Here is a 19,277-nt window from a genome sequence, read left to right as displayed (position 1 = left end):
CAAATATACAAAGACTTACTAATTAGTAAGTGTTATTCAATAAAGCTAACTTAAATCATTATCATGCAAGTCTTTACTAAAATCAAGCTTTCGCATCTTAGGAGAGAATAGACCCGTAAGTAATACCACAAGACATGTCATGCCTCCACCAAATACCACAGCTGTAACGGTACCCATGAGCTTTGCTGTTATGCCACTTTCAAAGGCTCCTAGCTCATTAGATGAGCCCACAAACATACTATTTACTGAGGAGACCCTACCTCTCATATTATCAGGTGTTTTTAACTGTAATATAGTCTGCCGAATGACCACACTAATACCATCCGTAACACCGCTGAAAAACAGCGCCATTAAAGAAAGTAAGAACCAATCAGAAAGTCCAAAAACAATAATGGAGGCACCAAACCCAAAAACGGCCATCAACAGTTTTGCCCCAGCATATCTATTAAGAGGAAAGTATGTCACTGTCATAATGGTGAGGAAGGAACCGACTGCGGGCGCGGCTCTCAGTAAACCAAAACCCGTGGATCCTACATGAAGTATATCCTGAGCAAAAACCGGCAATAAGGCCGCCGCACCACCAAAAAGAACTGCTACCATATCAAGAGAAATAGCTCCAAGAATTTCCTTGGTGCTATAAACATACTGAATACCTTCCTTCAAGCTCTTCCATACACCTTGATCTTTTGCAGTATTCATGATCGGCTTACTATCTATAAAAAATAAAAATATAAAAGCCAAGAGAGCAAAACCTACTATTACTAATAAAGACCAATGTACACCTATCCAACCAATGGTAAGTCCACCTACTGCAGGACCTAGCACAGCACCCATCTGCCAGGCACCACTGCTCCACACTGAACCGTTAGGGTAGTGCTTTTTAGGAATAATAAGAGAGAATAAAGAAAATACGGTAGGACCTAAAAATGCTCGTACTATCCCTCCAATAAATACTAAGGTATAAATAAGGATTAAGGTAAGATCCCCAGAAAGATTTACATTGAATAATGGCCAAGTTAATAAAAACAAGCCTGCGCTAATGAATAACAATCCCATAATGCATTTTTGCAATAGGGATCTTTTTTCCATTTTATCCACAAAATGCCCTGCAAAAAGGGCTAATGATACAGCAGGAATAACTTCAGCCAGTCCTATAAATCCTAATGATAAAGGATCTTTAGTCATACTGTATATTTCCCACTCTATTACTACGAACTGCATCCCCCAGGCAAATATCAAGGCAAACCTTATCACTAAAAAGTGTCTAAACTCCTTAAACCTTAGGGATGCATAAGGATCTTTTTTAGGCATGATGCGAATTTAACATGCCTAATCATCTTATTTCAATTTATAAGAAAATATATAATTTTAAGCCGCTTTAAGCATTCCAGTACCAGAAAACTTCTTAGCCAATTTGAGCCTATTTCTCAAGGTTTCCAGTTGAGCTTTCAAAATACTCTCGGTGGTATTGCTAAAAGTGTTACTTCTTATAACCTGCATATAAACACCGACGATCGACTTTTCTACCTTCTCTACGAGCTGACTCATTTTACTTCTACTCACCTTACCAAACGTGAGTACATTCATCCTTTTATTTAAATTAAAATCAGTAGTTAACTTATCGATTTCATCGTTCAAATCTTCAATAAGCGTATTTCTTAAAGCGATAGCAGTATCACAATATTCTTGAAGCTTTGCATCTGAAGTACTTTCTTTAACCTTACTGAAAGATTCAATAGCCTCTTGGTGGTGTTTTACCAGTTCTGCTAATGGTTGAGCAACTTTTTTACTATGTTGTGTATGATTCATTGGTATATTAATTTTCAAATTAACTCACCTCCTCCCATTAAAATATCATGATCAAAATATAATGAGGTGTGTTAATAGGTTTGGTTACATTGTTTTAACAACCATTTGTAATCAACTAATATACCAAATAAGATTAAAGCCCTGTTTATGCAAAAACGGGGTAGGTTAAGGCAAAATATGTGGAATTTTTGCCTTAACCTGTTTTTAAATGACTACACTATTCCTTGATGTTTGCCAAATCAAGAATAAAGGCATAATCCAAAGCAGTTTCCTTATACTGTTGAAATCTGCCCGATGCGCCACCATGTCCGGCATCCATATTAGTTTCAAGAAGAATAATATTATCATCGGTTTTCATCTCTCGTAACTTAGCCACCCACTTAGCGGGTTCCCAGTATTGTACTTGAGAATCATGAAGCCCGGTAGTTACAAGCATATTGGGGTATTCTTGAGCTTTCACATTATCATAAGGAGAATAAGAAAGCATATAATCATATGAATCCTTTTGGTTAGGATTGCCCCATTCGTCATATTCTCCCGTGGTAAGAGGTATACTCTCATCAAGCATAGTAGTCATTACATCTACAAATGGTACTGCTGCCACTACCCCCTTCCATAAATCAGGTCTTTGGTTTACCACCGCTCCCATGAGTAAACCCCCAGCACTACCACCCATAGCGTATAGTTCATCCTTTTCTGCATACTGCTGGTCTATCAAATACTCCGCACAATCAATGAAATCATTAAAAGTATTTATCTTTTTAAACATCTTTCCATCTTCATACCACTGACGCCCCATCATCTGACCTCCTCGTATGTGAGCAATGGCATATACAAAACCTCTATCAATAAGACTCAGCCGAACGGAACTAAATGACGGATCAATAGTAGCTCCATAAGAGCCATAGCCGTAAAGCAGGGTAGGATTTCCCTCTTCGTTCTTCAAAGATTTTTTGTAAACCAAAGAAATAGGCACTTTAACGCCGTCGCGAGACGTAGCAAAAAGCCGCTTAGTTTCATATTCTTCAGGGTGATATCCACCTACAACTTCTTGCTGCTTCATTAGCGTCTTTTCTTTACTCTGCATATTATAATCATAGACAGAATTAGGCGTAGTAAGCGAAGTATAACCATATCTAAGTACATCAGTATCAAATTCTGGGTTGGTCCCTATATAAGCAGTATAAGCCTCCTCACCAAAATCAAGGTAGTGTTCCTCTTTCGTCGATTGGTTAATCACTCTTAGTTGAGTAAGACCATTGGTTCTTTCCTCCACCACAAGGTATTTTTGAAAAACTTCTATTCCCTCCAAGTAAACTTCTTCCCTGTGCCTAATTACCTCCTTCCAGCTAGATTTAGCTGTGGAATTTTCTGGAGTTTCCATAAGTCTGAAGTTAGTAGCCTGCCAGTTAGTAACTATATAAAACTTATCCTCAGAATGTTCAATCATGTATTCCAGTCCACGCTCTCTTGGAATAAACTCTCTAAATTCACCATCAGGAGTATCAGCATTAAGAATGCGATAATCATTTGTAAGTGTACTTCCTGACCAGATGATTAAATACTTATCAGATTTCGACTTATATATACCAGTGTAAAAAGTATCATCATTTTCCTCATAGATAAGCTCGTCATTAGTATTAGAAGCAAGCTTATGCTTAAATATTTGATTAGAACGAAGAGTAGCCGGATCCTTTTTAGTATAAAATAACGTCTTATTGTCATTAGCCCAAGTACTGCCACCAGTAGTATTACTTATAGCGGTCTCCATTATTACGCCAGTTTCCAGGTTCTTCACGTGTATAGTATATTGCCTTCTACCTACAGAATCTACACCATATGCCAGTAGCTTATTATCCAAACTAACATTTATACCTCCCACTTGATAAAAATCATGACCCTCTGCCATTATATTAACATTAAGCATTACCTCCTCATCATTATCCAAAGAACCTTTCTTTCTACAGAAAACCGGGTATTCCTGCCCCTCCTCAAACCGGGTATAATACCAATAACCGTTGCTTCTATAAGGCACAGATTCATCTGTTTGTTTTATCCGGCCTACCATTTCATTGTATAACTTTTCTTGTAAAGGCTCTGTATGCTTCATTATAGTATCTGTATAAGCATTTTCTGCCTCCAAGTAATCTATAACCTTCTGATTTTTACGTTCGTTGAGCCAATAATAATTATCTACTCTCACCTCTCCATGGGCATCCAACTCCTTATTAATCTTTTCCGCTTTAGGCGGTATTGGTCTATTCATACTATTTTCCTTTTCAATTTTATTACACCCCACAAACATACAGCTAATGAATAAAGAGATGAATATTGATATTGGTAATTTCATATTATGTCAATATTGTAAACTGACCATCAAAATATGGTGTTATAAAGAATAATTACTATTAAATAATTTAAGTGGCATGAATAATCATATAGAAGGAAAAAAGAAGGACAAGAAGAACCTAGCAAATAAAAAAGAAGAGACGAAAGAAAATGACATTGAAGAATTCAACTCATTCGGTATCTTACCTCATAATAATATCAAGAAAAACCTCGGATGTGGTGGATAAATCGGCGTAAACCAAAAATAAGTATATTTACGTATTTAAATTACGTACGTATAAATATATTACGTAATTTAAAGCTGTATCATAATTACGTATTTTGTTTAAACAAAACAATACGTAATAATATCTATAAATCCATACAATAGGCAATACCAAAAAAACATAAAAGCCTATTATTAAGACATTTAAAAAATATCACATAGCCTTTATATACGTAACAGCTAAAATATTATGCTTATAACATCGAGATTGTCAATATTTTGTCAATTCCATCTTTAAGGAAGGCTCATTCTCGATGGTATGAAAGAGCTCAGAAACATTACTCACCTCCAGCTTCTTCATTATATTAAAACGATGAGTTTCAATAGTTCTTATGCTTTTATCCAGCTGCTCAGCAATCTCTTTATTAGAAATACCAGAATAAATTAACTTCAAAATCTGTCGTTCTCTCTTAGTTAAGCCATAATCGATTCTTCGCTCTACTTGTAATTCTGGCGCCATTTTCTGAGCCTTCTTGGCAGAAAGGTAGTTGCTTACTAATATATCAGAGACCTCTCCACTTATGTATTTCTGCCCAGAGGAAACCGTTTGTATAGCTCTTACCAGCTCATCTACACCACAATACTTAAGCAAATACCCGTCAACACCCGCATCAATATATTTGGTTATAATCTTTTCATCTTTTCTGGCGGTAAGAATCATAATAGGTAAATTAGAATACATTTCCCTAGCCCTATTCACCAACTCTACTCCATCAGAACTGAGCAAATTATTATCCATTATAAGCAAATCAGGCTTTAAGCCTGTAAGCGATCCTAAAGCCTCTTTCCCTCCGCCAACATCCGAGACCACTTCAAACTCTTCATATCCATCTAAAAGCACTTTTATACCCTTTCTCACGATCTCATGATCGTCTACTAGCATTAGTTTAATAATGTTATCCATACTTTTTTATAAACCTTTTACCTCTTTTCTTAATAAAATTTTACACCTCAAATAGCCAGTTTAATATTCACAGAAATATTAAGTCAACATTCTTGATCCATACCTCTACATACTTAATCGGCCGCTTCAATAGAGTCGAATACTCACCCCGTTAAACCAAAATTTAAAGATCAAAACTAAGAAAAATAATTTAACACACTAAGTATTTGTACTTATTTTTTCATCAACTATATTTAGATTAATACGTATTTCAATTAAAATTATATGTAAATTACTTAAAAACAGAAAATTACAAGCCAAAAAAAGAGCATTATTCAACTGAATGAAACCGAACAAAATCGACCCTCAATCAACACAGAGGCCGATTTTTCAAAAAAATTAAATGAAGACAGAGTTAAAATTAGATACGTAGAAATAGGAAATATACTACTGAAATGGAAGCCAAAATTGAATCTTAACTCCATGTAAAATCCCTAAAGGCTGAGAATATCACAGAAAATTAAAATTCGTACATATTATCGTACAGACGCTCTGAGAGCGTTTAGAAATTAATCAAATTAATAAGGTAGAATAGGGGACAACTAGTAAACTATAGAATCAACGAATTTCAAAATAGCTCTTTGAGTTTCCACTGGCTTTTCAAACATTCCTTTATGACCAGTTTCGTTCAACAAAACGAAAGTAGAGTTTAAAGATATATCTGCCATTTCTTTACTTTTATCCACCGACACGGCTATGTCATTGTCACCTGCAATAATTAGAAATGGCTTGCCAGATTGTTTCAGTACATCAGTACGATCATAACGATCTCTCATGGCCTTTGCATACTGTATAAGCGCATTTGAACTTGCGCTTGATACTATAGAGATAGTCTTCTCAATAGCTGCGCTACAAGCCTCTCTGTTGCCTATATAGAATAGCTGCTGTACAAAAGAGTCGGCAAAAACCTTTACGCCATTCTTTTCCACAAAAGATATAGTTTTATTACGAGTTTCTTTTTTTGTTTCGTCGTCAGGAAAGACAGAAGAATGAAAAAGGCACAAACCCTTAATATAATCAGGATTATATTTAGCCATGGACAGAGCTACATAACCACCAAGACTATGACCTACGAGAATACATTCTTTTATATTGAGACTATCTATCCACTCAATTAGCAGTTCTGCTATATCGTCTATAGTAAAGTCTCCCTCTGGCAAAGGACTCTCGCCAAAACCTGGTAAGTCAGGAACTAGTATGTGATAGCTATCGGGGAGCTCTCCGACAAAGTCATCCCACATTTCTTTGGATTCACAATAACCATGTATGAAAACCAATGGGAAGCCCTTACCTTTTTCCTGGTACTTAACAGGTGATAACATTCATTAGCCAGCTAATTCTTTTTCAGATATCTTTATAACAGCTTCAACGATACCATCAGCATCAAAACCACACTCTTTATGCAATTCTAGCTGTTCTCCATGTTCAATAATAGCATCAGGTATACCTAGTCTTGAAACCTGAGCATTGTATCCGTTATCAGCCATAAATTCAATTATAGCACTACCCATACCTCCAGGCAAACAACCATCCTCCACGGTAATGACCTTAGAATAGTTTTTAAAGACCTCATGTAAAATATCTTCATCTAGAGGTTTAACAAAACGCATATCATAGTGAGCAGGATTGAGGCCTCTTTTAACCAATTTTTCACAAGCCTCCACGGCATAATTACCAATATGACCTATAGTTAATATGGCTACTTCCTCACCATCTTTAATTTTTCTTCCTGTTCCTACCTTCACTTCTTCCATCGGTGTTTTCCAATCTGGCATTACACCTTGCCCACGAGGATACCTAATAGTAAAGGCCTTTCCATCTCTTGGTTTTTGAGAAGTATACATTAGATTACGAAGCTCAGCCTCATTCATAGGAGAAGCGATAATCATATTAGGAATGCACCGCATGTAAGCGATATCGTAAGCCCCATGATGTGTTGGTCCATCGGCACCAGCAAAGCCAGCCCTATCCAGGCAGAAGTTAACTGGAAGATCTTGAATACAAACATCATGAATAACTTGATCATAAGCTCTTTGCATGAAAGAGCTATAGATATTACAGAACGGAACTAATCCCTGACTTGCCAAACCAGCTGAAAAGGTAACAGCATGTTGCTCAGCAATACCCACATCAAAGGCACGATCAGGCATTTCCTTCATCATAATGTTCATTGAAGAACCAGAAGGCATCGCTGGGGTTATTCCCATAATACCATCATTCTTACGTGCCAGCTCTACCAAAGTATGCCCAAAGACATCCTGATATTTAGGAGGCTGAGGCGTTTCATAAACCTTTTTTCTGATTTCGCCTGTTACTTTATCAAATTTACCCGGTGCATGCCAGGTAGTCTGATTTCCATTTTCGGCAGGACCATACCCCTTACCTTTCATGGTAATACAATGCAGTATTTTAGGACCTTTAATATCCTTTAAGTCCTCCATTACGCTTACTAGATGATTTACATCATGCCCATCAACAGGACCAAAGTAGCGTAAATTTAAAGACTCGAACATATTGCTCTGGCTGAGCAAAAATGATTTTATGCTGTTCTCTACTTTAGAAATTATCTCTCTTGCATTAGGTCCAAACTTACTGACCTTGCCAAGAATTTTCCATACATCATCTTTTACCTTATTATAGGTATGTGATGTAGTAATATCAGTTAGATAGTCTTTTAATGCACCCACATTAGGGTCAATAGACATACAATTGTCATTCAGAACTATCAGTAAATTCGTATTAGAAACACCTGCGTGATTCATGGCCTCAAAGGCAAGACCACCAGTCATGGCTCCATCACCTATTACGGCTATATGCTGCCTATCTTCAAGACCTTTATATTTAGATGCTGCTGCCATCCCTAAAGCAGCAGAAATAGAAGTTGACGAATGGCCAACACCAAAAGAATCATACTCACTCTCCTTCATTTTAGGAAAGCCAGAGATACCTTTATACATTCTATTAGTATGAAACAAATCCCTTCTGCCTGTAAGAATTTTATGCCCATAAGCCTGATGACCAACATCCCAAACCAGCTGATCTTTAGGTGTATTAAAAACATAATGTAAAGCTACAGTGAGTTCTACCACCCCAAGGCTTGCACCAAAATGGCCACCATAGACAGAGACATTATCTATAATAAAATGTCTTAACTCATCACAAAGTCTCACCAACTGCGTTTGATCTAAATTTTTTAAATCATCCGGGCTATTGATGGTAGATAAAAGTTTTCCGGGCTCAATTAACATCAGAAAAAATGGGTTTGTAACTCTTAAACAATAACTCAATGTAACTGTTTTGTAAACCTATTGCAAATGAAGCAATGATTATAACACAGATGGTGCAAATTTACATTTTTTTTGGCAACAGGGTATTATTTGACCTTTAAGTAATATCTTTGAAGTGGTTCATTTATTATCAATAAAGCAGATTTATTTTGAGTTTTGAAATAAAATTACCCCTATTTGAAGGTCCCTTCGACCTACTGCTTTTCTTTATTGAGAGAGATGAGCTAGATATTAATGACATCCCTATTTCTAAAATTACAAACGACTTTTTAGATTACCTACATCATTTAGAGCAAATGAATATAGAAGTAGCCAGTGAATTTATTCTAGTAGCTGCTACTTTAATGCGGATAAAATCTAAACTTTTACTCCCCAGGCCACAGCTTGATGATGAAGGAAATGAAATTGATCCGAGGGAAGAGTTAGTAAAACATTTGTTGGAATACAAAAAGTACAAATCGGTTATTGAGCAACTCAAAAATATGGAGGATGCTCAGATCAGCAAAGAGAAACGTGGCAATATAGCCAAAGAAGTAAGATCTCTATCTGAAACTATTAACGTAGAGGCTGAAATTCAAGACCTTGATTTATACAAATTACTAAGAGTATTTCAGCGAGTTATAGAAAGATATGAAATAGAAAAGAATAAGCCTACGCATGAGGTAATTCAATATCCTTACACTATTTCGGGACAAAAAGATTTTATTGTAGATGAACTAGCAAAATCACCGAGACTTGCATTTTCTAAGGTAATAGAGCATGACCCTAATAAAATAGCGGTTATATTTAATTTTTTAGCCATTTTAGAACTACTACAGCTCAATATCATTACCATGCATATAGGAGAGGGGTTTAATAATTTTTGGATAGAGAAGTTGGAGGAGGTTGCGGCAGGATAAATGAACCTTGATACTCAGAAAATATTAAAAACACTTAACCCTAATAAAATTTGGGTTCCTGCTGTAATAAGTTTAGGCTTTGTTGCCTTCAAAATCTTTACGGACGACACGTTCACGCCTCAGAAGCTCAACCTTATATTTCAAGCCAGGGTTATACCAGTATTGTTAGCTTTTGCTGTTCTATTTATTAAAGATGCCGCCTATGTCTATAGAATTAGGACGCTTACCAACAAGGACCTAACATGGGGTAGCAGCATATATGTAATAATTCTCTGGGAGTTTGCTTCAGCAGTAACTCCTTCAGTAGTAGGAGGAACAGCAGTAGCCGTATTTATTCTATTAAAAGAAGGTATCAATTTAGGCAAGTCATTGGCCTATACGCTTCTTACAGCCATATTAGACAATCTTTTCTTTGTAATTTTTGCACCTATAGCATTATTACTTATTGGTACGAGCAGTTTCCCCGATTTCGAAGGCACGTTAAAGGGCCTTTTCATTACCAGCTATTCACTTATAGCTATCTATACCTTCGTAATGGCTTTTGCTCTGTTTTTCCGACCACGAATATTCAAGTGGATACTTATTAAGGCCACCTCCATAAAATTTCTCAGAAGATGGCGCTATGCCGCATACCAGCACGGTAACGAGGTGATGTGGGCTTCTACTCTCATAAGAGGAAAACAGAAAAGATATTGGTTTAAAATAATAGCAGCTACCATAGTGGCCTGGGTAGCGAGGTATGCCATTCTTAACTTCATTATCAGTGCATATACCAATGGCCTTGGTCTTACGGATCATCTGCTCATATTAGGCAAACATTTAATACTGTGGATAGTAATGCTAGTATCACCTACTCCTGGTGGTAGTGGCTTGGCAGAAGAGTTTTTCATTAAATTGTTTGATGGCTATCTCGTAGAATTTACACTGGGGACCACCTTATTTTGGAGATTAATTACTTATTATCCTTACCTAATTGGTGGAGCTGTAGTATTGCCGAGATGGATTAAGAAGGTATTTTATAAAAAGCCGAAAACGGATGAAGAATAGAAAGTTAACAAACTTTCTCAACCATAAATGCTGAATGTAAATCAAGAAGCTGAGGTAAGAGCATTTCCGACTCATCGTTATTTACTATATAGTCAGACCTGTCATGCCTTTCAGGTTCAGGCATTTGCTTTTCTATAATTGCTTTTATTTCCTTCTCAGTCCTAAACTTGTCTCGCTGCATCACTCGTTTGATTCTCATCTCCTCTGATGCATAAACATTTATGATCTTATCAAGCATCTTATGAGAGCCTGATTCAAACATTATAGCTGCCTCTTTAATAACATAAACATAAGTCTGCTCTTTCAACCAAGTAGAATAGTCTCGCCCAACCTTGGGATGAATAATATGGTTAAGCTGGTTGAGTTTTTCAGGATTATTAAATACAATATTAGCAATATATGGCCTATCCAAATGATTATCCTTATAAGCTTTGGCGCCAAATAGAACCGTTACTTCATGGATAATTTCAGGATCATTATCAGTAAGCCATTTACCTCTCTGATCAGCATTATAAACGGGTGCACCTAAAGCCTGAAAAATCTTACAAACAAGGCTCTTACCAGACCCTATGCCTCCCGTAACCCCAACCTGCAGCGGGCTAATCATTTTTCTCAATCCCTATTCTTGTACTGTCGAGCTGTACATTCTGCACAAAATCAGGAAATTCTGCAAGAACAGGCAATATAGTAGAATCTTGCTTGTCCATAGATTTGAAATCAAGCACTATGCTAAAAGAATCGTCTCCCACTTCTTCCTCTCTATTTCCTGCTACCGAGTAAGTTATTTCAACCTCCTTAATCACTGGAATAAATTCTTCAGGAAAACTATCCAGAGTAAGAGGCACTGTCCTTTTCTGAGAAATAAATTCCGCTACATCAAACCTAACATTTAAGGTAGGAGGGTTTCTGTGTATTAATGATTGATTAGGAATAGAAATTGATACGTCTTCCTTATAATTCTCATCTATATCTTCCTGCGGTATTTTCACAAATACTGTATCAGGCATTTCATTAAGAATATTTTCAGGGCCTTGCAGCAGAACGGAGTCAGGACTGAACACAATAGGGGATACTATTTTAAAATCCTGATCTAAGGCAATTGTTGTGCTATCTACAGATAAATGAAAGGTTCTACTTATTCGCCTTTCTATATTAACAAACAAAGTATCTGTGAGCACATAATTAAGCTGAAATTCATCCAGTTGCTCAGAAATAAGACCTGGTAGGGAAGTACCTACTATTTTCTTATAATCAGCTGGTGTTTCAAGTGGTATTTCCAACGGAGTCACTTTAATACCAAGACTGTTTCTGAATAAATTCCAGCCTAAGCCACTTACATTTAGCTGTACGTTTTCCGGAAGCCTCTCCACCGCCATATAGCTATCCTGATCATAGATAAAACGTACCGGATATTTTAGAGTAGTAGAGTAGTTTTCATTTAGGGCATTAAGAAACCAGAAAGTAGTAGCTGCGAAAACGCAGAGTACTATTACTCTCACATTATTAGAGCTTTCTGGCTTGAATGTCCTTAAGATTTCTTTTATTCTACTCAACTTTTATCTTCTTTCTTTACTTCTTTTTTATCTGCGTCTGAAGGCACTGTAGAGTCCAAAGAAATGGCAGATTTAAGAAATGTCATTTTCACTCCTTTATCCACTTCTAATACTACGGTAGTCTCATCAGAACTTAATACTTTACCATGAATACCACCAATAGTAACTACGAAATCACCTCTTTTTATTTCTTCAATGAATTTCTTTTGTTGCTTTTGTTTCTTTTGCTGAGGCCTTATCATAAAAAAATAAAACACTAAAGCCACACCTCCAAAAAGTATTAATGAACCGTAACCGCCTCCACCATCTGCTCCCGCTTGTAATAAAACTGTTTTTAACATTTCTTATTCTAATTAAATATTTATGTAAAAGTACATGAATTAAAACAAAACATCCCAACCCCTTTTCAGGAGCTGGGATGAATTTTTTTAATTTTCTAAAGGTCAGCTTATTTCACAGGGCCATCAGTCGTTTCTGAAGGATTCACCTGAGCTTTAATTCTAAGCCTTGTTTGCTTAGGCCAAGTATTAGCAGTAAGCGTAACAGTTTTGTTTTGAGCATTACTCTTTCCTTTACTGTTAAATTTAGCTGTTACTTCACCTGTTCCTCCTACTGGAATAGGCTCTTTAGGCCACGTAGGTACAGTACAACCACATGAACCAACTGCATTTTGAATGATAAGTGGAGCATCTCCAGTGTTCTTAAATTTGAAAGTATGCTCTACTACATCTCCCTCATCAATAGTTCCGAAATCGAACTCTTCTTCTTCAAATGCAAAAGCAGGAAGCGGCCCTTCTGGCTTCACTTCTGGTTCAACCGGAGTTGCAGAATTACCAGATGCCACACCAGCGCCAGCACTTGTTCCTTCTAATTCATTGATTCGATTTTCGAGCTCAGCAATTCTTTTTTCTGATTCTTTATTACTGCTACAAGAAACAGCAAAGATCATGGCCAACATACCAACAAACAGTGATAATTTGATTCCTTTTCTCATTTTATGCTTAATTTATTCTCTTGTTAAGGTTAATAACTATGGTACTTATTAAAAATCTGATTCGTTCTTTCTCTCACCTTTTTTAATATGGCTGATCAATTCATCCACATCTTCAAGTAGTCTTTCAGCCTTTTCTTTAGCATCATCTACTACTTTTTGCCCATGACTTCTCGCTTCATTGAAGCTACCATCCTTCTCTGAAACTAAATCCTCAACCAAATCTTCAAGGGTTTTTTTATACTTGTCTAATCGGTAAGTTAATCTGTCTCTTGTGTTTGAGCCCTTATCGGGCGCATATAATATTCCTAATACAGCTCCTGTAGTAGCTCCTAAAAGAAACGCTAAAAAGGAGTTTCCTGATTTCGTACTCATAATTGGTTTATTTATTTATTGTCGATTAATCCTCGTCCACTTTTTCTGATATCTCCAGATTCAACGAGTTCATTAGCTATAACATCTAATACACCATTAACAAATGTTTTGCTTTTTGGTGTACTATATTTTTTAGCAATCTCAATATATTCATTAATTGTCACCTTTACCGGTATACTAGGAAAATTTATCATTTCACTAATAGCCATATCAAGTATCACCTTATCGGTAGCAGCTATTCTCTCTATATCCCAGTTTTTAGTCTTTTTAGCAATTAATTCTCCATATTCTGATTCCACACTTTTTGTTTCCTCGAATAACAGTATAAAAAAAGCTTTATCATCTTCCCAGTTATAAGATAACTCTTGTAACTCAAAATCTTCGTCTTTATCCTCTGGTATAGACTTTATGGTTTTAGTAACTAAACTTTTAATAATGGCTCTATCTTCCACCCAGTTTAAATCACCTTCTTCCATATGCTTATCAATCACGTCATTTTTAAATAAAATGTTTTTTACAATATGATTAATAATGGCTCTATCATCTTCAAAAGTAGGAGTCTCTAGCCTTTGATATTGCTGATACTCTTCATCTACTTTGATAAACTCCTTAAACCAATGCCAAGCTATGGATTCATCCTCCCATTTCAAATTACGTCTCAAGCTAACATTTTCCAGAGACTCATTAAACTTTAAAGCATGTATTAACAAATTTTTAACAAAATTCTCGTGACCTCCACGCTTATCCTGCTCTGCTCTATCTGCTAGCGTTATAATAAGATTAAGAATAGAAATGTATTGATCATGGACCTTTTCGGCCTCAAGCACCATGTTCTTTTTAAAGAACTTAAAGTCCTTATCTACATCTCTATAATAATGTCTGATGGCATCATCTACCGCCTCATTAACTTTCTTCTCTGAGCCCTTCACACTATGATAAGACTCATTTTTATAGTTTTCTTTGAAAATTTTCAGTGCTTCTTGCTTCTGCTCATTTAATAAGCCTTTATCCTGCACCTCCATTGAATTAAGGTCTGGAGCGAAGCGCTCTGCTATATACTCCTGGGCTATCCCATAGTTAGCTTCCCTGCTTTGCCTATAAGCAAAGATGGTTTGCATGGCCTTGATTCTTAATGTTCGTCTGTTGAGCATCTCTGTATTAAAAAAAGAACTTTAGTGTTCATTAACAAAAAAGACACTCTCAAAAGTCTTTTTAAGAAATAATCTACATTACCGGTGCATTACTTTGCCATACCGGAGACTGTTGAGAGTGCCTCGTATCTATTGCAAAATTAAGCAATTATTAATTATCGTGACAACTTCACCTTACCAATATCTGCTATCCTTTTTTCAGCAGCACGAATTGCCGCCTCTTGAGAAGGAATACCTTCATTTTCGGCCTCTATAAGTATATTAAGGCATGTGTCATAAATATTTTCTGCCATATCATAAGCTCTCTGACGATTATAGTTTCCTAAATATTCCTCATACACATTAATAATTCCGCCTGCATTGATAAGAAAATCAGGAGCATAAGCAATTCCTTTATCAATTAACTTACGGCCATGTTTATTTTCATCTTCCAACTGATTATTAGCTGCACCAGCTACCATAGCACATTTCAATCTATCAATTGTCTTATCATTAAGGGTTGCTCCCAATGCACATGGAGCATAAATATCTATATCCAAATCATAAATTTCATCCATGCCTACCACTTTTGCCCCAGTAGTAGCAGAAAGTTGCTTTAGCTTATCTTCATTAATATCTGTAATAAATATTTCAGCATTTTCCTTCACCAAATGATCAACGAGATACATCCCAACCTGACCCACACCTTGAACTGCAATCTTTTTACCTGTTAAACTATCGGTTCCAAAAACCTTCTTAGCTGTAGCCTTCATGCCCATATACACACCATAAGCCGTAACAGGAGAAGGATCTCCACCACCGCCCATAGTTTCTGGCAAGCCTGTAACGTGCTTTGTCTCCATACCGATGAGTTCCATATCACGGGTTTTCATATTAACATCTTCGGCCGTTACATATTTACCATTAAGGCTATTTACAAACTTGCCAAACCTTCTCATAAAGGCTTCTGTTTTCATGGTAGTGGCATCTCCAATAATAACGGCTTTACCTCCTCCAAGATTAAGGCCTGTAATGGCAGATTTATATGTCATTCCTCTCGACAGCCTGAGCACATCTTTAAGTGCTTCTTGTTCTGATGCATAGTTCCACATACGTGTACCTCCCAGCGCTGGCCCCAGCACAGTATTATGCACAGCAATAATCGCTTTCAATCCTGTTGGTTCATCATGGCAAAATACCACCTGCTCATGCCCAAGCTTAGCTAACCCTTCAAATACCGAAGCTCCAGCAACCTGTTCCAACTCATTTATTTGCATCATCATAATGTTAAATAATTAGTTTATTGTAGTTTTGGCTCATTCAAGAAAAATGCTCTTAAATAAGATCGCGCAAAATTAGACTTTTTTAATATTTTATCAATCTGACAAACGCGAGTAAGTAACCTCTTTTAACTACTTTCGTTATTTAACTAATTGGTATGTTCCTGACCCATTTAGCCCTGTTGGTAGCTGCTGCATGAAAGAATTAAGTTATTTAAATAAGTATTTCTTCAAATACAAGTATCACCTCATCTCAGGGATACTGTTTATTACGTTATCCGTAATATTTCAAATTGCTCCTGCTTTAATAGTAAGATATGCTATTAATCTGGTTACAGAAAATATAAACATCTATAGATCACTTGATGGCCTAAGACTTCAAGACAGTTATTATTCCGTTTTTGCGGGTAGCATAATAATATATGCGGTGTTAATACTTGCCCTGGCATTACTAAGAGGCATTTTTCTGTTTTTTGTAAGGCAGACTATAATTGCTATGTCCAGGCTAATAGAATATGATTTGAAAAATGAAATCTATTCTCATTACCAATCTTTACCTCTCAGCTTTTACAGAAGAAACAATACAGGAGATTTAATGAACAGAATCTCTGAGGATGTAAGTAAGGTGAGGATGTACATAGGGCCATCAATAATGTATGGTCTTAATTTATTCGTGCTTTTCGCCATACTCATTCCGTATATGTTCACTATCAACGTTACCCTAACACTCTTCGCGTTGATACCCTTACCTATACTTTCGATCAGTATCTACTATGTAAATAACATCATTAATAAGCGTTCTGAAGAAATTCAGATCAGCCAATCAGGTTTGTCTACATATGCTCAAGAAGCCTTTTCAGGTATTCGCGTTCTAAAATCCTTTACTAAAGAAAAGGACTCCGTAGAGCAGTTCACCAATAAGAGTGACGAATACAAAATTAAATCACTTAAGCTTACTAAAATCCAGTCCTTATTCTTTCCACTTATATTGGGACTAATAGGAGTAAGCACTATACTTACTGTATATGCCGGAAGTACACAGGTTATTAATGGTACGCTTACTTTTGGTAATATCGCCGAGTTTATAATTTATGTAAACTTGCTTACCTGGCCAGTAGCATCTCTGGGTTGGATAAGCAGCCTTATTCAAAGAGCGGCAGCATCACAAAAGAGGATTAATGAATTTCTGAAAACCAAAAATAACATAATAAGTACTGAAAATCTTAAGAAGGAAATCAAAGGAGAAGTAGAATTTAAGGATGTCACTTTTGTATATCCTGATTCAGGCATTATTGCTCTTAAAAAAATATCCTTTAAAATAGAGCCCGGACAATCTTTAGCAATTATTGGTACTACAGGTTCAGGTAAAAGCACTATAGCCAATCTTATTTCCAGATTGTATGATACCAGCGAAGGCAATGTGCTGATTGATAACACTGATATTGAAAAATACCATTTAGTAAGTCTTAGAAGTCAACTGGGTTATGTACCTCAAGATGTTTTCTTATTTAGCGATACTATTTATAATAATATTGCTTTCGGCACTATTAAGATGGACGAAGATAGGGTAATAGAAGCCGCAAAAGAGGCTGATGTATACCAAAATATCATGGATTTTCCTGAAGGTTTTAATACAAGAGTAGGAGAGAGGGGTATTACTCTCAGCGGTGGACAAAAGCAGAGGGTTTCGATAGCCAGGGCCATTTCCCGAAATCCGAAAATACTCATGCTTGATGATTCACTCTCTGCTGTAGATACTAAAACAGAGAATACCATTCTAAACAGCATGAAAAGAATAATGAAAGGGCGAACTTCCATTATCATTTCACACAGAGTATCGTCTGCCAAGCTAGCAGATAAAATTATTGTTTTGGATGATGGACAGTTAGTTGAAAAAGGTACTCATGAAGAGTTAATAAAGCTCAATGGAATGTATAAAGAGCTTTATGACAAGCAGACACCTAACGAAGAGGAGCTTTCCTAAATCATTTTTTAGTTAAAATGGGAAAGTATATCTCCATATCTCTACTGTCCTTATATAATTCAATAGTATAATTATCCAGCTTATAGCCCTGTTGATCAGCATATTTCTTCGCTTCTTCTCTCACATCTTCAGGGCGCGGCATTACCAGGTTATGGGCTGTAATAATCGTCTTTAGAAACATAGCATTATGAAAAGTCCTTACATCATTAAAAGCTAATCCAGAAATAATGGTAGAATCTGCAGACGTAACACCAATAAACTGCCTTACTGAATCTTTCATGACGGGCGTTAAATAATTCACTACAGTAAGATCACAATCTCCCCTCTGCTCAGCTATTTCCTTAGCCTCAAAGAAAAGATCTTCCATTTTAGGATCATTGTATTTAGCGATATACTCTTTACCACTTATGTATAAATGAGGATAGCTTTTTACTTGAAACTCTAATTCTTCACCTCCTCCGAGTTTAAAGAAAATAAATGAACCTACAAGGGCCACCATAAGAATGCCCAGAATTATCTTTTTTAACATTAAAATAAATTGTAATTAATCACTTTATAAAACCAATTATTACTCTAATCCCTATTAGAAAACCCACCTAATACCTACACCACCTTGCGGCCTAATATATCCTGGGTCTTCAGAAATATCAGCAAAACCAGCTACCTCTATAAAAGCAGCTATAGGCAATTCAAAATAAGAATACTCAAGGCCTACTGTACCTGTGGGGCCTAAGGCATATCTAGTTTCATCGAAATGCAAGATTTCATTTTCATTACGGCCTTTCTGCCATATATACTCATACTTAATTTCAGTATGTCTCCATTCAACCCCCAAGCCAATATAAGCCTGTAAACCCTTCACCCAAGCATCCAAGCTAGTTTGGTACATCATACGAACTTCGCCAGTCCAATTTGATTTTACCTTATGGTTAAGATAACTAAACCCTTCCCCAGGATCAAGAAGTGAGTCTAACCCTTCGGTATATGTCTCAAACTGATCTCTAAAATAACCACTGTACAGACCACTAGCCCCCTTGCCAAAATCAACAGACATGGCTAAGTTCTTGGTAAAATATAGTTTATAAGTAAGAGCAAATGGATCTCCCAATTTAATACCTATTCCATTATAAGGGTAGCCAGAGTCTTCAAACACAGGACAAGCTACTCTTGCCTTTTGCCTGGTAAATCGTCCTGGTTTTCTAAACTTACCTTTATAAAAAGGTTTATGCTGAGCGTGTGTACTTACTAAGGGCGCAAATACCATCAACAGGGCAACAAAAAATATTCTACAAAAAATAGAACGCATGCAAGTATTTATATTAAGGCATAAAATTAATCTGGTCAGAGATATTTTATATAAATATA

Annotated in this window: 19 protein-coding genes; 4 read left to right on the top strand and 15 right to left on the bottom strand. The window is 36.3% G+C overall.

Annotation, left to right across the window (positions count from 1 at the left end; all coding sequences use genetic code 11):
• Nucleotides 1-45: 45 nt before the first annotated feature.
• The 3 genes from JL102_RS00505 to JL102_RS00495 all read right to left on the bottom strand — a co-directional run bounded on the left by JL102_RS00505 (nt 46) and on the right by JL102_RS00495 (nt 4,075).
• Entirely contained in the window at nt 46-1,311 is a 1,266-nt protein-coding gene (locus JL102_RS00505) for an MFS transporter (RefSeq protein WP_202241522.1), read from the bottom strand.
• Nucleotides 1,312-1,368: 57 nt separating this feature from the next.
• On the bottom strand, nt 1,369-1,809 hold the full coding sequence (locus JL102_RS00500; protein WP_202241521.1) for a hypothetical protein: 441 nt from the start codon (nt 1,807-1,809) through the stop codon (nt 1,369-1,371).
• A gap of 217 nt (nt 1,810-2,026) precedes the next feature.
• The gene (locus tag JL102_RS00495; protein WP_237390270.1) at nt 2,027-4,075 is read right to left on the bottom strand and encodes a S9 family peptidase; all 2,049 of its coding nucleotides are present in this window, start codon (nt 4,073-4,075) and stop codon (nt 2,027-2,029) included.
• Between the two features lie 160 nt (nt 4,076-4,235).
• Between JL102_RS00495 and JL102_RS00490 the strand changes: the two genes are divergently transcribed.
• On the top strand, nt 4,236-4,385 hold the full coding sequence (locus tag JL102_RS00490) for a hypothetical protein (protein WP_202241519.1): 150 nt from the start codon (nt 4,236-4,238) through the stop codon (nt 4,383-4,385).
• Nucleotides 4,386-4,634: 249 nt separating this feature from the next.
• Here JL102_RS00490 and JL102_RS00485 read toward each other — a convergent pair whose 3' ends face one another.
• From JL102_RS00485 to dxs, 3 genes are all read right to left on the bottom strand, one after another.
• Entirely contained in the window at nt 4,635-5,327 is a 693-nt protein-coding gene (locus tag JL102_RS00485; protein WP_202241518.1) for a response regulator, read from the bottom strand.
• 581 nt (nt 5,328-5,908) lie between these two features.
• Nucleotides 5,909-6,688 (bottom strand): alpha/beta fold hydrolase, encoded by a 780-nt coding sequence (locus tag JL102_RS00480; RefSeq protein WP_202241516.1) that lies wholly within the window; start codon nt 6,686-6,688, stop codon nt 5,909-5,911.
• Between the two features lie 3 nt (nt 6,689-6,691).
• Nucleotides 6,692-8,614 (bottom strand): 1-deoxy-D-xylulose-5-phosphate synthase, encoded by a 1,923-nt coding sequence (gene dxs, locus JL102_RS00475; RefSeq protein ID WP_202241514.1) that lies wholly within the window; start codon nt 8,612-8,614, stop codon nt 6,692-6,694.
• Nucleotides 8,615-8,802: 188 nt separating this feature from the next.
• Here dxs and JL102_RS00470 point away from each other — a divergent pair, with 188 nt between their 5' ends.
• Both JL102_RS00470 and JL102_RS00465 read left to right on the top strand, forming a co-directional pair.
• A complete protein-coding gene (locus tag JL102_RS00470; protein WP_202241512.1) occupies nt 8,803-9,552 on the top strand; it encodes a segregation and condensation protein A in 750 nt (249 codons plus the stop codon).
• A complete protein-coding gene (locus JL102_RS00465) occupies nt 9,553-10,599 on the top strand; it encodes a lysylphosphatidylglycerol synthase transmembrane domain-containing protein (protein ID WP_202241503.1) in 1,047 nt (348 codons plus the stop codon).
• A 4-nt stretch (nt 10,600-10,603) separates the two neighbouring features.
• On the opposite strand, the gene coaE is transcribed toward JL102_RS00465, so the two are convergent.
• The 7 genes from coaE to JL102_RS00430 form a co-directional block, all read right to left on the bottom strand.
• On the bottom strand, nt 10,604-11,206 hold the full coding sequence (gene coaE / locus JL102_RS00460; RefSeq protein ID WP_202242382.1) for a dephospho-CoA kinase: 603 nt from the start codon (nt 11,204-11,206) through the stop codon (nt 10,604-10,606).
• On the bottom strand, nt 11,199-12,152 hold the full coding sequence (locus JL102_RS00455) for a YbbR-like domain-containing protein (protein WP_202241501.1): 954 nt from the start codon (nt 12,150-12,152) through the stop codon (nt 11,199-11,201). The genes coaE and JL102_RS00455 overlap by 8 nt, the downstream gene beginning before the upstream one ends.
• Nucleotides 12,149-12,493: a preprotein translocase subunit YajC gene (gene yajC, locus JL102_RS00450; RefSeq protein ID WP_202241499.1), complete on the bottom strand. Its 345-nt coding sequence runs from the start codon at nt 12,491-12,493 to the stop codon at nt 12,149-12,151. Before yajC ends, JL102_RS00455 begins: the two co-directional genes overlap by 4 nt.
• 107 nt (nt 12,494-12,600) lie before the next feature.
• Complete coding sequence (locus JL102_RS00445) at nt 12,601-13,146, bottom strand: DUF1573 domain-containing protein (RefSeq protein ID WP_237390268.1); 546 nt, start codon at nt 13,144-13,146, stop codon at nt 12,601-12,603.
• Nucleotides 13,147-13,194: 48 nt separating this feature from the next.
• Nucleotides 13,195-13,518 carry a YtxH domain-containing protein gene (locus tag JL102_RS00440; RefSeq protein WP_202241489.1) on the bottom strand — a complete coding sequence of 108 codons (324 nt, stop codon included), beginning with the start codon at nt 13,516-13,518 and terminating at the stop codon, nt 13,195-13,197.
• Between the two features lie 11 nt (nt 13,519-13,529).
• Nucleotides 13,530-14,636 carry a transcription antitermination factor NusB gene (gene nusB, locus JL102_RS00435; protein ID WP_202241487.1) on the bottom strand — a complete coding sequence of 369 codons (1,107 nt, stop codon included), beginning with the start codon at nt 14,634-14,636 and terminating at the stop codon, nt 13,530-13,532.
• Between the two features lie 188 nt (nt 14,637-14,824).
• A complete protein-coding gene (locus JL102_RS00430) occupies nt 14,825-15,928 on the bottom strand; it encodes a Glu/Leu/Phe/Val dehydrogenase (RefSeq protein WP_202242378.1) in 1,104 nt (367 codons plus the stop codon).
• 196 nt (nt 15,929-16,124) lie between these two features.
• Here JL102_RS00430 and JL102_RS00425 point away from each other — a divergent pair, with 196 nt between their 5' ends.
• A complete protein-coding gene (locus JL102_RS00425) occupies nt 16,125-17,912 on the top strand; it encodes an ABC transporter ATP-binding protein (RefSeq protein WP_202241485.1) in 1,788 nt (595 codons plus the stop codon).
• A 1-nt stretch (nt 17,913) separates the two neighbouring features.
• Here JL102_RS00425 and JL102_RS00420 read toward each other — a convergent pair whose 3' ends face one another.
• Together JL102_RS00420 and JL102_RS00415 are read right to left on the bottom strand one after the other, a co-directional pair.
• Complete coding sequence (locus tag JL102_RS00420) at nt 17,914-18,441, bottom strand: hypothetical protein (RefSeq protein ID WP_202241483.1); 528 nt, start codon at nt 18,439-18,441, stop codon at nt 17,914-17,916.
• Nucleotides 18,442-18,495: 54 nt separating this feature from the next.
• Nucleotides 18,496-19,176: a hypothetical protein gene (locus tag JL102_RS00415; RefSeq protein ID WP_202241482.1), complete on the bottom strand. Its 681-nt coding sequence runs from the start codon at nt 19,174-19,176 to the stop codon at nt 18,496-18,498.
• Between the last annotated feature and the right edge of the window lie 101 nt (nt 19,177-19,277).

The organism is Fulvivirga sediminis (assembly GCF_016757215.1).
In the GTDB taxonomy this organism is placed as follows: Bacteria; Bacteroidota; Bacteroidia; order Cytophagales; family Cyclobacteriaceae; genus Fulvivirga; species Fulvivirga sediminis.
Note: the sequence above shows the minus strand (reverse complement) of the source record. Positions and strands in the feature narration are given on the sequence as shown.